The following is a 13,061-nucleotide window of genomic DNA, read 5'->3' on the forward strand; positions in this document are numbered from 1 at the left end:
GCGACTCACCCGATCTGTGGTATGGTTGGTGCAGCCAAACAGGGAGGGAACAAAATGCCACAGTACATTTTCGCCTATCACGGCGGCACCATACCCGAGACAAAAGAAGCGGGCGAAAAGGCCATGGCCGCCTGGCAGTCCTGGTTCGAGGGCATGGGGCCAGCGGTCGTGATCCCGGGTAATCCGGTCGGCATGTCAAAAACGGTCACTGCGGATGGCGTCGAGGACCACGGCGGAGCGAACCCGCTTTCGGGCTACACCGTGGTGTCCGCCGACACCGTCGAGGATGCGGTTTCCATGGCCAAAGGCTGCCCGATGGTCGCCGATGGTTCCGGGTCTGTCGAGGTCGCCGAAGTCATCGAGATGTGATCAGCGCAGCGCCGTTGCCGGTCTGATCCAGCCTGTCTGCCGGTCCGCCCGGTTGGTGATCGGGGCATCCATGAAACGTCTGGTTTCCGGATGATCAGGCTCTAACACGCCCAGTTTCACCAGAATGGCCGCCATCGTGCACTCCGCCGCGCGGGTGGTGCCATCGGTGATCTTGAGCGCGACGCCCATCTTTTTCTCCGGGATGATCGCGGTGAAAAACCCTTCGGCACCGGTTTTGATGGCGACCCTGCCGCCCATCGCGCGCATCAGCCCGGTACAGGCGCGGCCCTCTCCGGCCACAAGCTCCGGATGCAGGCGCATGGCCTCGTGCAGGCGCGCTTCGGCGCTGCCTTCTGGGCTCGCGGCAAAGTGCGCCATCGCGCGGGCCATGCCGTGCAGAGAGCCCGCAAAATTCGGGGCCGAGCACCCGTCGACGCCATATCCCGGAGAAGTCTCGCCTGTCACGCGCTCAAACGCCTCATGAACGGCCTTTTGAACCGGATGCGATGTCTCGATGTACTCGGGTCCGCCCTTCAGATGACGGCTGAGCGTCAGAAAGCCGCTGTGTTTTCCCGAGCAGTTGTTGTGTTTCTGGCAGGGCGTGTCACCTGCACTAATCAGCCCGTCGCGTGCAGGCAGATCCGCCGGCTCCTGGGGGCCGCATCGCAGGGCGTCGTCATCCAGTTCCAGCGCCGCCAGCCATTTTGCCACCCGGTCCGTGTGAATTGCAGCCCCATTGTGCGAGGCACAGGCCAGCGCCAGGTGCTCGGTGGTCAGGCCGGCCTTGTCGGCCGCACCGGAGTTAATGAGCGGCAGCGCCTGGATCATTTTGGACGAACTGCGCGACAGGACAATACGGTCAGGATCGCCCCAGGCCCGGGCGATATCACCGCTCGCATCACAGACCACAGCGTGGCCGGTGTGCAGACTTTCGAGGAAGTCCCCGCGCCAGATTTCGGTCATTGCGACAGGTTGAGTCATATTTTCCTTCACTTTCCAGCGAAAAGCTGCTGATCGGTCTTTCAGCGGCTGCGCAATTCGCGTTATTGTGCTCCTTGTCGGGAAGAATAACCGGACTGGCAAGAGAGTGTCCGAAAAAAGGGACGCCGCCAGATCCAGAAACACTTGAGGTCAGATACGGCTGGAGGCTGTAAACATGCGAAATTCATTTGCTATTTTAGGTTTTGCTGCATCGTTTGCGATGATCGCACAGACCGCGACCGCTCAGGATCAGAGCAGCAACCGTGTAGCAACCAAGACGGACTGGAATGTCTTTGTCGAAGACAATCCAAAGGAATGCTGGGGCGTTTCGGTGCCGACGGAAACGGTCAACACACGGGACGGTCGTGTTGTCGCGGCCAACCGCGGGCAGATCCTGCTGATGGTGTCGTATCAGCCCGGGTCCAATGTGGCGGGACAGGTGTCCTTTACCGGCGGTTATCCGTTCCGGGACGGCAGCCAGGTCAGCATCAACATCGGTGGTACAGATTTCTCGATGTTTACCGAAGGTGAATGGGCCTGGCCTGCGAGCCCGTCCGACGACGCCAAACTGGTCAGCGCGATGAAGCGCGGCGCCAATGCGGTTGTGACGGGTGTCTCAAGCCGTGGCACAACAACCAAAGATACTTTCTCGCTGCTTGGGTTTACGGCTGCGGTCGAGGATGCGGAGAAGCGCTGCTCCTGATTTTCTGGTCAGACTTCACAGGACAGGCCCGCGTCACATTTACCTGTGTGCGGGCTTTTCCTTTTGAATCGCGCTGAAACCTCTATATAGAGGCGCATCCACGCAATCCGGGGTTTTCAGGATGTCTGCCAGCGCGCCGATCACACAGGACGTACACACCATTCCGCGCAAACTGCCGGAAGGGCCGGTCAACCTTGTCGGTCTGACGCGCGATGCCATGCGCACGGCGCTGATCGGGGCCGGCACACCCGAAAAGCAGGCAAAGATGCGGGTAGGTCAGATCTGGCAGTGGATTTACCAGTGGGGCGTGCGCGATTTCGATGCCATGACCAACCTGGCCAAAACCTACCGCGCTGATCTGAAAGAGAAGTTCGTGATCGAAGTGCCGGAGGTTGTGACCCGTCAGGTCAGTGATGATGGTACGCGCAAATATCTGGTGCGCATCGCCGGGGGCCATGAGGTCGAGGTGGTGTACATCCCCGAAGAAGGGCGTGGCACCCTGTGCATTTCCAGCCAGGTCGGCTGCACGCTGACCTGTTCGTTCTGTCATACAGGCACGCAGAAGCTGGTGCGCAACCTGACCGCCGGTGAGATTATCGGACAGGTTCTGGTGGCGCGGGACGATCTGGGCGAATGGCCCGAACCCGGTGCTCCAAAGGATGAAACACGCCTGCTGAGCAATATTGTTCTGATGGGCATGGGCGAGCCGCTTTACAACTTTGAGAACGTGCGCGACGCGATGAAAATCGCCATGGATGATCAGGGCATTCAGCTCTCGCGCCGCCGGATCACGCTGTCCACCTCTGGCGTGGTGCCCGAGATCGAACGCACGGCAGAAGAGATCGGCTGTCAGCTGGCCGTGAGTTTCCATGCAACGACGGACGAGGTGCGCGACCGGCTGGTGCCGATCAACAAACGCTGGAACATCGAGACGCTGCTGGCAGCCTTGCGAGCCTATCCGCGCGGACGGAATTCCGAGCGGATCACCTTTGAATACGTGATGCTCAACGGGGTGAACGACAGTGACGAGGATGCCCGGCGTCTGATCAGACTGATTGACGGCATCCCTGCCAAGATCAATCTGATCCCTTTCAATGAATGGCCTGGCGCGCCGTATAAGCGGTCTTCAAACAATCGCATCCGCGCCTTTGCAGACATCATTTACAAGGCAGGATATGCCTCGCCCATCCGAACCCCGCGCGGCGAGGACATTATGGCGGCCTGCGGACAGTTGAAATCCGCCACCGAACGGGCGCGGAAATCCCGCCGTCAGATCGAGGCCGACGCGGGTCTGGCAGGCGAATAATGCGCCGCCGCGACGCGCTGGTGATCGGAGGGGCTATGGCTGCGGCGATTGCCTTGCCGCCGATCCTGCGCCGTCTGCCCTCTGACCTGGATTTTGCGCCGATTCCGGATTTTCCGGGCTTCCGACGCATGAGTGGCGGCGCGGTGTCATCTGGAAATGTGGCTTTGCTGGGTCTGGATGACCGGCTGCCAGCACCTGCTGATCCGGCCCCTCCTGCACTGCGCAACCCCTGCAAGGCTCTGTTTGGGCCATCAGTCTGGGCTCCAGGCACAGTGCCTGTCGCAGTTTTCAGCGATTTCAACTGCCCTTATTGCAAAACACTGGACGAGCGGCTGATCTCGCTGGCGGCTGACGACGCATCAGTCCGGCTGATCTGGCACGAAATGCCGTTGCTCGGTCCGGGATCCTACAGGGCGGCCAAGGCGGTAATTGCGGCTGGTTTTCTGGGTGCCGGGGAGCGCGCACGCAGGTATCTGTGGCAGTACAGTCTGCGGCCTGGCCCGGCAGCACTCGGACGTATGGCAGAAGCGCTGGAGCTGTTGCCCGACATGCTGCGGCGGGAGTTTGACAGCGCCCGGGTAGCGAAAAAACTGGCGGAGGGTCTCGATCTGGGCGGACGGCTCGGAATTCCGGGCACGCCGGGCACCGTGGTGGGCCGTACCCTGGTGGTAGGTGCGATCCGCCCGCCAGACCTCAGACGCCTGATCGGTATAGAGCTGGAAGAAGGCCCGCTGGCCTGCGCCTGACCTCTCTCAGTCGCGACCGGGAATGCTGTCGCGGGCGGGCGCTTCTCCCCAGTTTTCGATCAGATCCATCGCCTCGGCGGCGCTTTCCACAAAGCGGAACAGATCCAGGTCTTCGTCTGAAATCGTCCCGGCGTCTGCCAGAACATCCCAGTTCAGGATACCGTCCCAGAACGCCTTGCCAAAGAGCAGGACAGGCACGCGCTGCATGCGACCGGTCTGGATCAGTGTCAGCGTCTCGAACAACTCGTCCAGCGTGCCAAAACCGCCCGGAAAGACACAGATCGCGCGTGCGCGCATCAGAAAGTGCATCTTGCGGATCGCAAAGTAGTGAAAGTTAAAACACAGGTCCGGCGTGACATATTCGTTGGGCGCCTGTTCATGCGGCAACACGATGTTGAGCCCGATGGAATGACCGCCCGCATCCATCGCGCCCCGGTTGCCGGCCTCCATCACGCCCGGTCCGCCCCCGGTTACGACAACGTTCTCGCGCCCCATGCTCTCGAGGCTTTTTACAGTCATCAGGCGCGCAAACTCGCGGGCCTCATCATAGAAATGCGACAGTTCTGCCAGTGTTTTTGTACGCGCCTTTTCTTTGTCCGCGGGCCGGGGGATACGTGCGCCGCCAAAAAGAACAATCGTGCTGGCGATTTTATGGGCGTCCAGCAGCATCTCGGGTTTCAGCAGTTCCAGCTGCAGCCGGACGGGCCGTAACTCCTCGCGGCACATAAAGTCCTGGTCGGTAAAGGCGAGCCTGTATGCAGAGGCGCGGGTCTGCGGCGTATCGGGCACCGTGAGCGCTGCATCACGGTCGGTATGCGCATCGCGCAGCGGGTGTTTGTGGCGTCGTTTCGTCATCGTATTCTCCGAAATTCCGGTTGCCTGCAGAGGCGCATGTCAGGCCGTCTTATGCAATGGGCCGGGATCATTCTTCACAGTCCTGTGCTTTTCGCGAACGATTGCACAGCGGGTTCCGGCCTTGTATAGGCCCGACAACCTGAAATTTTCATAAAACGGAGACCGCCCATGTCCAACGCACAGCTTGAAGCCGCGATCGAATCTGCCTGGGAGGCCCGCGACACCATCACGCCGGCAACAACGGGCGAGACCCGCGACGCGATCGAAGACACGCTCGCTGCTCTGGACAGTGGCACGCTGCGCGTCGCCGAAAAGCAGGACGGCGGCGACTGGCACGTGAACCAGTGGGCGAAAAAGGCCGTTTTGCTGGGGTTCCGGATCAAGGACATGGAAATGCAGTCAGGTGGCCCGCAGGGGTCCGGCTGGTGGGACAAGGTCGACAGCAAATTCGCAGGTTGGGGCGATGACGAGTGGAAGGCCGCCGGTTTCCGCGCGGTGCCGAACTGTGTGGTCCGCAAATCAGCTTTCATCGCGCCGGGCGTGGTGCTGATGCCATCTTTTGTGAACCTGGGCGCCTATGTGGACGAAGGCACAATGGTTGATACCTGGGCCACTGTTGGTTCCTGCGCACAGATCGGCAAAAATGTGCACCTGTCCGGCGGTGTCGGCATTGGTGGCGTTCTGGAGCCGATGCAGGCCGGTCCGACAATCATTGAGGATAACTGCTTTATCGGTGCTCGCTCTGAAGTGGTCGAGGGCTGCATCGTGCGCGAAGGCTCTGTGCTGGGCATGGGCGTGTTTATCGGCAAATCGACCAAGATCGTCGACCGCGAAACCGGCGAGTTCACCTATGGCGAGGTTCCTGCCGGATCGGTCGTCGTGGCAGGCTCCATGCCGTCGAAAAACGGTGTGAACCTCTACTGCGCTGTGATCGTTAAGAAAGTGGACGCACAGACGCGCTCCAAAACATCCATCAACGAGCTGCTGCGCGATTGATGGTAAACCGGCGTTAAAACCTGGGGCAGGATTGCCCCGGGATTTCCCGAAAAACGCCGGATGGCTGTTTTACACGGACCTGACAACAAAATCAGGTCGGATCACATGCGCCAGTCACAGCCTCGGATGTCTTTCCCGGTTCTTCAGGTTCTCGCAGATCTGAGAACGGTCGCAGGCACCGGTTTCGGCGAGCTGTCGCAGCTCATGCCACCGGGCGGAAAAGCGGTGCTGCGCAAGGTGGTTTTTGATCAGAATTGCAGGATGAAGCCCTCGGACGCTCGGGCCATTCACCGTGACCTGGTCGCATGTGCAAATGCGCCCGACCGGGCGCTTGGCCCGTTTCTGACGGCGACCGCGCTGCTCATCGCCGACCGTTTGCAAAATGGCGCAGGGACGGATGACCTGTCCACCAACTGGGAAAACCTGCGCGATCGTTATCTTGAAGGACCGTCTCCGGTGCGTGCTACGCTGATGCAGGGGTTTTGCCGGCTGCAGGGTCTGCACAAAAGTGGACCTGAACAGCCCGTACCCGCCCAGAAAATGATGACCTATGACGGGGACGACCTGCAACGTCTGCTGCGCCGCATTGCCCGGGAAATGTCGCCGGAGATACGCGATGAAATATGCGCTTTTGCCGGGCCCGAAACCGCAGGAGTGCATCGCCGGGCGCTCGAAAACTGTCTTGAAGGCAGCTGTGTGTTGTCCGAATTCGGCGACTGGTTTCCATGCGAGGTTGTGGAGAAAGCGTCGCTCGATCCGCAGCATTGCGGTTATTCGGGCTGTACCGCTCTGATATTGCTGGATGCTATTGAAACCCGCGACGCCCAGGCCAGGATGGCCTTTCGCTGGCAGGAACAGGCAGACCGCTACCTGAAACTGCGCCCGGAGGTCCGCGTCCCCATCATTGCCGGCGTACGCCATCTGCACGAGATGTTTTTTGACTGGCAACCTTATGGTGGCTGGTCGCCCGAGGAGCTGGTTGAAAAAGCCGTTGTGGTGCCTTTCGCCAGGCACTAACTAGATCCGCATGGCTTCTGCAAAAAAACCCTCAAAGCAACAGATCTACACGCTGGTCGTCCAGATCGGGCGCCGGGAAAACGACGGTTTGCCAAAGGATGCTACAGGCGCCGGACTGGTGGTATTTGCCAGCGGCATTGATGAGGCAGAGGCTGTCCGCGAGACGGTCGCGGTGCTGAAGCAGGCGGAAACCGCGCCGCTGGATGTCACCGGGTATGGCACGCTGGAAGAGCGTTTGGCCGAAGGCCACGAGATCAGCGATGACGAGCGTCAGCTGATGCAGCGGGCGCTGGACGAAAACGCCGTGATCATTGCTCAGATGGAGCCCTTTTTCGACACTGATAAAGGATAGCTCGCAGCACGCTGCGCGCTGACACGCCATGTAAATGGCCGCGACCACATTCAGAATGTACTGTCTGCCACAGCCAGAGAGACTGTGTTCCCTGCACAATCACCGGGAATCTCCGAACACTTTTGCGACCCCCATTGCGCTTGCGCCGCTTAGCTTTTAGCCCTGAAGCGGAATGCATTCTGTGGAGAAAGAGATGTCGAGGCCCGATCCTGTCGCAATTACCGCTGAACTGGTGCGCTGCGCGTCTGTCACACCCCAGGACAATGGTGCACTGGATGTGCTGGTCAACCTGCTGGAACCGGCAGGGTTTGACTGCACGCGGGTGGATCGCGGCGGCATCGTCAATCTGCTGGCGCGGTGGGGCGACAAAGGGCATGCGCGCACATTCGGGTTCAACGGACATACCGATGTCGTGCCCGTGGGGGACGCTGCCTCCTGGTCTTTTCCACCCTTTGGCGCGGAAACCCGCGATGGTGTTATGTACGGGCGTGGCACAACGGATATGAAATCGGGTGTCGCGGCGTTTGCGGCTGCTGCTGTGGACTTCGTGATCCGGACCCCGCCGGACGGTGCTGTCATCCTGGCCATCACCGGCGATGAGGAGGGTGATGCGCTGGACGGTACAACAGCGCTGCTTGATCATATGGATGCCAGCGGAGAAAAGATGGATGTCTGTCTGGTGGGGGAGCCGACCTGCCCGCAGACCATGGGTGAAATGATCAAAATCGGCCGCCGTGGATCTATGACAGCGTGGATCACCCTGACGGGGAAACAGGGTCATTCGGCCTATCCGCACCGGGCGCTCAACCCACTGCCCGCCATGGTCCGTCTGATGGACAGGCTGGCAAGCCGCGAGCTGGATCAGGGGACAGATCACTTTGACCCCTCGACGCTGGCTGTCGTCACCGTAGATACCGGCAATTCCGCAACAAATGTAATCCCGGCCACCTGCAGTGCAGCGGTGAATATCCGTTTTAACGATCTGCACAGCGGCGCATCGCTCAGCGACTGGATCAAAGAGGAAATCGCCCGGACAGAGACTGAATTCGGGGTGCAGACGGACCTGCGGATCAAGATTTCCGGTGAAAGCTTTCTGACCCCGCCCGGTCCGTTGTCCGGGCTGGTCGCAAAAGCGGTCGAGGCCGAAACCGGGGTAACGCCGGTGCTGTCCACAAGCGGTGGAACGTCGGATGCACGCTTTGTCAAAAACCATTGTCCGGTCGTTGAATTCGGCCTCGTCGGGCAATCCATGCACCAGGTGGACGAGCACGTCGATGTCGCACATATCCGGCAGCTGACGGCCATCTATGGGCGCATTCTGCAGGACTATTTTGCGTGAGAAAGACGCTTGTCGTCATGCTGAAAGAACCGCACCCCGGCCGGGTCAAAACACGCCTGGGGCGCGATATCGGCATGACGGCGGCGGCGTGGTGGTTCCGCCATCAGACTCGTTCATTGCTGCGCCGGGTCCGCGACCCCCGATGGGACCTGGTTCTGGCCGTCTCACCCGATGCGCAAGGCATGCAAAGCCGCGTCTGGCCCGCTGATCTGCGGCGGCTCCCCCAGGGGGCCGGTGATCTGGGCGCGCGGATGGCACGTGCCCTTGCAATGCCGGGGGAGGTCTGCGTGATCGGTGCGGACATTCCGGGGATCACCCGCCAGGATATTGCCGCCGCCTTCGGCGCGCTGGGGTGTTGTGACGCGGTTTTTGGTCCTGCACCTGATGGCGGATACTGGCTGATCGGACTGCGGGGTGCTGCACCTGTGCCGCCGACACTGTTCAGCGGGGTACGGTGGTCAACAGAGCATGCCCTGCAGGATACGCTGGCGACGTTACCAGGCCGTCGGATACGCTTTGTGAAAAAGCTGGCGGATGTTGATACGGCCAGGGATTTGCGCATGACGTCCCCTGGCGCCCGTGCTACCTGAGGGACATGACAAAAACCCCCTCCAAGGCTGAGATACTCGACTGGATCAGTGCGAATCCAACACTGACCGCCAAACGCGATATCGCCAAGGCGTTCGGTATCAAAGGTGCGGCCCGCATCGACCTGAAACGTGTTTTGCGCGAACTGGAAGCCGAAGGGCATCTGGAAAAGCGCAAACGCAGTTACCAGGACCCGGACCGTCTGCCCCCGGTGGCTGTGCTGCAGGTGACCGGCCCGGACGGTGATGGCGATCTGTTCGCAAAGCCGATGGAGTGGCAGGGCGAGGGTGTCGAACCGGTGGTTCTGATCATCCCGCGTGCGTCGGACCCGGCGCTTGGTGCGGGCGACCGCATCCTGGCGCGCCTGACGCAGATCAAAGGAGAGGCGCACCACTACGAGGCGCGTATGATCCGCAGAATAGGCTCTAATCCCAGGCGTATTCTGGGCGTTTTTCGCACCACATCGGACGGTGGGCGGATTGTCCCGATCGACAAGGGATCAGACAGCGAATGGATCGTCGCGGTCGATGCGACGCATGGCGCGAAAGACGGTGAACTGGTTGAGGCGGAACTGGCGGGCCCTGCAGGGCGCATGGGCCGGCCCCGCGCGCGGGTGGTTGAGCGTCTTGGCGACCCGTCCGCGCCCAAAGCGGTGTCCCTGATTGCCATCCACGAACACGGTATCCCGGACAGTTTCCCCGATGATGTCGTCGCAGAGGCTGACAAGGCAAAGCCGCTGGGTCTGAAAGGCCGCGAAGACCTGCGCGACCTGCCGCTGATCACCATTGATCCGTCGGATGCACGCGACCATGACGACGCCTGCTATGCGCATGCAGACGAGGATCCGGCGAATACCGGCGGTCATATCGTCTGGGTCGCGATTGCGGATGTCGCCGCCTATGTCACGCCCGGGTCAGCGCTGGACCTCGAAGCGCGTAAGCGTGGCAATTCCACCTATTTTCCCGACCGCGTGGTGCCGATGCTGCCGGACCGTCTGTCGGGTGATCTGTGTTCGCTGCACGAAGGCGTGCCCCGGGCGTGTATCGCTGTCCGGATGCAGCTGGATGCAGAAGGTAACAAGCTGAGCCATACCTTTCATCGCGGGCTGATGCGGTCGCCTGCATCGCTGCATTACGAAGAGGTGCAGGAGGCAATCGACGGGGCCCCGAATGACCGCACAGGCCCTTTAACAGAGACTGTTTTACAGCCGCTTTATGCTGCCTATGGCGCGCTGGTCGCAGCGCGCAAACGGCGCCAGCCGCTGGACCTGGATCTGCCGGAACGGCGTATCGTTCTGGACGACGACGGCACCGTCACCTCGGTCAGCTTCAAGGACCGTCTGGATGCGCATCGTCTGATTGAAGAGTTCATGGTTCTGGCCAATGTCGCCGCCGCAGAGACTCTGATCGAAAAACGCTTGCCGCTGCTGTTCAGGGTCCACGAAGAACCCAGCCCCGAGAAACTGGAAGCGCTGCGGGAGACTGCGCAGGCCAGCGGGTTCAGCCTCGCCAAAGGTCAGGTGCTGAAAACAGCGCATCTGAACCGGTTGCTGAATGATGCCGCAGGCACGGATGAAGCCGAGCTGATTAACCTGTCGACGCTGCGGTCTATGACGCAGGCCTATTATGCGCCACAGAACCTCGGTCATTTCGGGCTGGCACTGCGCCACTATGCGCATTTCACATCGCCCATCCGGCGATACGCTGACCTGATTGTGCACCGCGCGCTGATCGCTGCGCACGGCTGGGGGAAAGACGGTCTGCGGCCCGAGGACTTTGACACGCTTGAAGAGACCGGGACGCATATTTCGGACACAGAACGCCGTTCGATGGTTGCGGAGCGGGATACCACAGACCGGTATATGGCGGCCTTCCTGTCCGAGCGGGTCGGCAATGAGTTCACCGGGCGGATCAGCGGTATTGCCCGGTTCGGCGTGTTTGTGAAGCTCGATGAAACCGGTGCGGACGGCCTTGTTCCGATGCGGTCCATCGGGCGGGAGTATTTTCATTTTGACCGTGATGCCGGCACGCTGATGGGGTCGGATACCGGGATCATCATTAGCATCGGCCAGCGCGTCACCGTGCGTCTGGCCGAAGCTGTGCCGGTCACGGGCGGTATCGCGCTGGAGCTGCTGTCACTGGATGGGGCGGCGATGCCCCGGGGGCGTCAGTCCCCCGCGGGCCGGTCTCCCCGGCGCCGCGGCGCAAAGGCCAAAAACAAGGCAGCCAGAACAAAGCGCAAGGTAAAGCGTACCCGGCGCTAACCCATCGTGCGCGCGCAGCGGTCCAGATAGCCCGTCAGAATGGCGTTGTCTTCGACAAACCGTTTCAGCAGCGTTGTGCCGGGGGTCGCACGGATTGCACTGAGCACCGGCGCAACCGACGTGTCTGCCGCACTTGGCCGGTCTCCGAACAGAAAGTCCCGGTGACGCAGACGCGTTGTGATCGCGGCGATATCAGGCTCTATCCGGTTCAGGCGCTGCACTTCATCAAGACGTCCAAGGCCCTGGGTTTTCATTCCGGCGAGCACTTTTGCGCGCAGCTGTCGTGTCACCATCGGGCGGATCAGACGAGGGACGCCCGCAAAATACGTTTCGCGCACGACCGGCCAGATATCCGGGTTGCCCCACCGGTCGAGCACCAGATGGAAATACATGTGTTCCTCGGACATCCGGATAAAGGCGCGCGAGACGGCCCTGTCCTCTTCGGTCAGGGCACGATCAAAATCAGCACCGTTGGATTCCAGATGGGCGCGGATGCCATCGCTGTCGGCGATCAGGCGGTCTTCGACGCGGATGACGGGCAGTTTGCTGTAAGGCATCATGCGTGGGTCCAGGGTATCCTCGCGGCGCCACATCTGACCGGACAGGTTCAGAAGCCAGGCCGCCTTGGTACAGAACGGGCTGGAAGAGAATTGGCCGAAGGCAGCGGGGTAGGTCAGCAGGTTGATCATGGGAGGGATCCTTTTTTGCGGGGCTCTCAGAATAGGCTGGCGTCCTGACAGATTCTGGCAGCACATGTGGTAAGGTATATTTATGAGCAGAACCCACCGCCTTTTTCAGATGATGCAAACGTTGCGGCGTCTGAGCCCGCCCGTCACAGCAACCCGCCTGTCCGAAGAGATGGGCATGTCGCTGCGCACGATTTATCGCGATATTGATGCGCTGCGCGGCATTGGCGCGGTCATCGATGGAGAGGCGGGGTTCGGGTACACCCTGATTGAGGATGCGGCACTGCCACCGCTTGGGTTTGAGGACGATGAGTTGGAGGCACTGGTGCTGGGCCTGCGCGATGTCTCGGTGATTGCCGATCCCGCACTTGCCCGTGCGGCTGAATCCGCCCTTGCAAAAATCCGTGCGCGCGTGCCGCCGCGCCAGGCGCACCGTCTGCAGCACGCGGTTCTGGACGCGCACCGGTTTGCGCCGCGACCCGAGATATCGGTCGATGTCTCAAAACTGCGCGCCGCAACCTGGGACGAGGTCAGCGTGATCCTGACATATACGGACGCAAAGGGTTCAGCGACCGAGCGCCGTGTCGACCCGCTGGGGTTTGTGTACCTTGATCGCAGCAATGTACTGATGGCCTGGTGTCATCTGCGTCACGATTTCAGGACGTTCCGTCTGGACCGGATCAGCAGCTTTGAACGGACAGAACAGAGTTTCCGGCCGAAACGTGTGGCCATGCTGCGCGAACATCTCGATCGTATCCGTTGTGACATCGATGCGTCGGCAGAAGATCGCACCCGTCCCGATTGAATTCTTCCTCTGAGGCGCTGAAAGCGCTACAATGGGGCAAATAAAAAATGAACAG

At 60.8% G+C, this 13,061-nt stretch carries 14 protein-coding genes; 11 read left to right on the forward strand and 3 right to left on the reverse strand.

Features of this window, described 5'->3' with window-relative positions; genetic code table 11:
- Positions 1-54: 54 nt before the first annotated feature.
- Positions 55-369: a hypothetical protein gene (locus Q1A34_RS08910; protein ID WP_300033163.1), complete on the forward strand. Its 315-nt coding sequence runs from the start codon at positions 55-57 to the stop codon at positions 367-369.
- Here the strand turns inward: Q1A34_RS08910 and Q1A34_RS08915 are convergent, their stop codons facing one another.
- Positions 370-1,350 (reverse strand): asparaginase, encoded by a 981-nt coding sequence (locus Q1A34_RS08915; protein ID WP_300033165.1) that lies wholly within the window; start codon positions 1,348-1,350, stop codon positions 370-372. It abuts the gene before it with no gap.
- Between the two features lie 175 nt (positions 1,351-1,525).
- On the opposite strand from Q1A34_RS08915, the gene Q1A34_RS08920 reads away from it, so the two are divergent.
- From Q1A34_RS08920 to Q1A34_RS08930, 3 genes are all read left to right on the forward strand, one after another.
- Positions 1,526-2,053, forward strand: a complete 528-nt coding sequence (locus Q1A34_RS08920) for an invasion associated locus B family protein (RefSeq protein WP_300033167.1) — start codon at positions 1,526-1,528, stop codon at positions 2,051-2,053.
- 121 nt (positions 2,054-2,174) lie between these two features.
- Positions 2,175-3,359 carry a 23S rRNA (adenine(2503)-C(2))-methyltransferase RlmN gene (gene rlmN / locus Q1A34_RS08925; protein ID WP_300033169.1) on the forward strand — a complete coding sequence of 395 codons (1,185 nt, stop codon included), beginning with the start codon at positions 2,175-2,177 and terminating at the stop codon, positions 3,357-3,359.
- A complete protein-coding gene (locus Q1A34_RS08930) occupies positions 3,359-4,105 on the forward strand; it encodes a DsbA family protein (RefSeq protein WP_300033170.1) in 747 nt (248 codons plus the stop codon). The genes rlmN and Q1A34_RS08930 overlap by 1 nt, the downstream gene beginning before the upstream one ends.
- Before the next feature lie 6 nt (positions 4,106-4,111).
- Here the strand turns inward: Q1A34_RS08930 and Q1A34_RS08935 are convergent, their stop codons facing one another.
- A complete protein-coding gene (locus tag Q1A34_RS08935; RefSeq protein WP_300033172.1) occupies positions 4,112-4,960 on the reverse strand; it encodes a TIGR00730 family Rossman fold protein in 849 nt (282 codons plus the stop codon).
- Positions 4,961-5,128: 168 nt separating this feature from the next.
- On the opposite strand from Q1A34_RS08935, the gene dapD reads away from it, so the two are divergent.
- The 6 genes from dapD to rnr all read left to right on the forward strand — a co-directional run bounded on the left by dapD (position 5,129) and on the right by rnr (position 11,515).
- Positions 5,129-5,956 carry a 2,3,4,5-tetrahydropyridine-2,6-dicarboxylate N-succinyltransferase gene (gene dapD / locus Q1A34_RS08940; protein WP_300033174.1) on the forward strand — a complete coding sequence of 276 codons (828 nt, stop codon included), beginning with the start codon at positions 5,129-5,131 and terminating at the stop codon, positions 5,954-5,956.
- 60 nt (positions 5,957-6,016) lie between these two features.
- Positions 6,017-6,973 carry a hypothetical protein gene (locus Q1A34_RS08945; RefSeq protein WP_300033175.1) on the forward strand — a complete coding sequence of 319 codons (957 nt, stop codon included), beginning with the start codon at positions 6,017-6,019 and terminating at the stop codon, positions 6,971-6,973.
- Between the two features lie 10 nt (positions 6,974-6,983).
- A complete protein-coding gene (locus Q1A34_RS08950) occupies positions 6,984-7,325 on the forward strand; it encodes a hypothetical protein (protein ID WP_300033176.1) in 342 nt (113 codons plus the stop codon).
- Between the two features lie 193 nt (positions 7,326-7,518).
- Positions 7,519-8,664, forward strand: coding sequence for a succinyl-diaminopimelate desuccinylase (gene dapE, locus Q1A34_RS08955; protein WP_300033178.1), 1,146 nt, complete (start codon positions 7,519-7,521; stop codon positions 8,662-8,664).
- The gene (locus Q1A34_RS08960; protein ID WP_300033180.1) at positions 8,661-9,254 is read left to right on the forward strand and encodes a TIGR04282 family arsenosugar biosynthesis glycosyltransferase; all 594 of its coding nucleotides are present in this window, start codon (positions 8,661-8,663) and stop codon (positions 9,252-9,254) included. Before dapE ends, Q1A34_RS08960 begins: the two co-directional genes overlap by 4 nt.
- Before the next feature lie 5 nt (positions 9,255-9,259).
- On the forward strand, positions 9,260-11,515 hold the full coding sequence (gene rnr / locus Q1A34_RS08965) for a ribonuclease R (protein ID WP_300033182.1): 2,256 nt from the start codon (positions 9,260-9,262) through the stop codon (positions 11,513-11,515).
- Here rnr and Q1A34_RS08970 read toward each other — a convergent pair.
- Positions 11,512-12,204, reverse strand: coding sequence for a glutathione S-transferase family protein (locus Q1A34_RS08970; RefSeq protein ID WP_300033184.1), 693 nt, complete (start codon positions 12,202-12,204; stop codon positions 11,512-11,514). The genes rnr and Q1A34_RS08970 overlap by 4 nt on opposite strands.
- A gap of 82 nt (positions 12,205-12,286) precedes the next feature.
- Between Q1A34_RS08970 and Q1A34_RS08975 the strand changes: the two genes are divergently transcribed.
- Positions 12,287-13,006, forward strand: coding sequence for a YafY family protein (locus Q1A34_RS08975; protein ID WP_300033186.1), 720 nt, complete (start codon positions 12,287-12,289; stop codon positions 13,004-13,006).
- The last annotated feature ends 55 nt before the right edge of the window (positions 13,007-13,061 follow it).

The sequence above is a fragment of the uncultured Roseobacter sp. genome, from assembly GCF_947491795.1.
Taxonomy (GTDB): Bacteria; Pseudomonadota; Alphaproteobacteria; order Rhodobacterales; family Rhodobacteraceae; genus Roseobacter.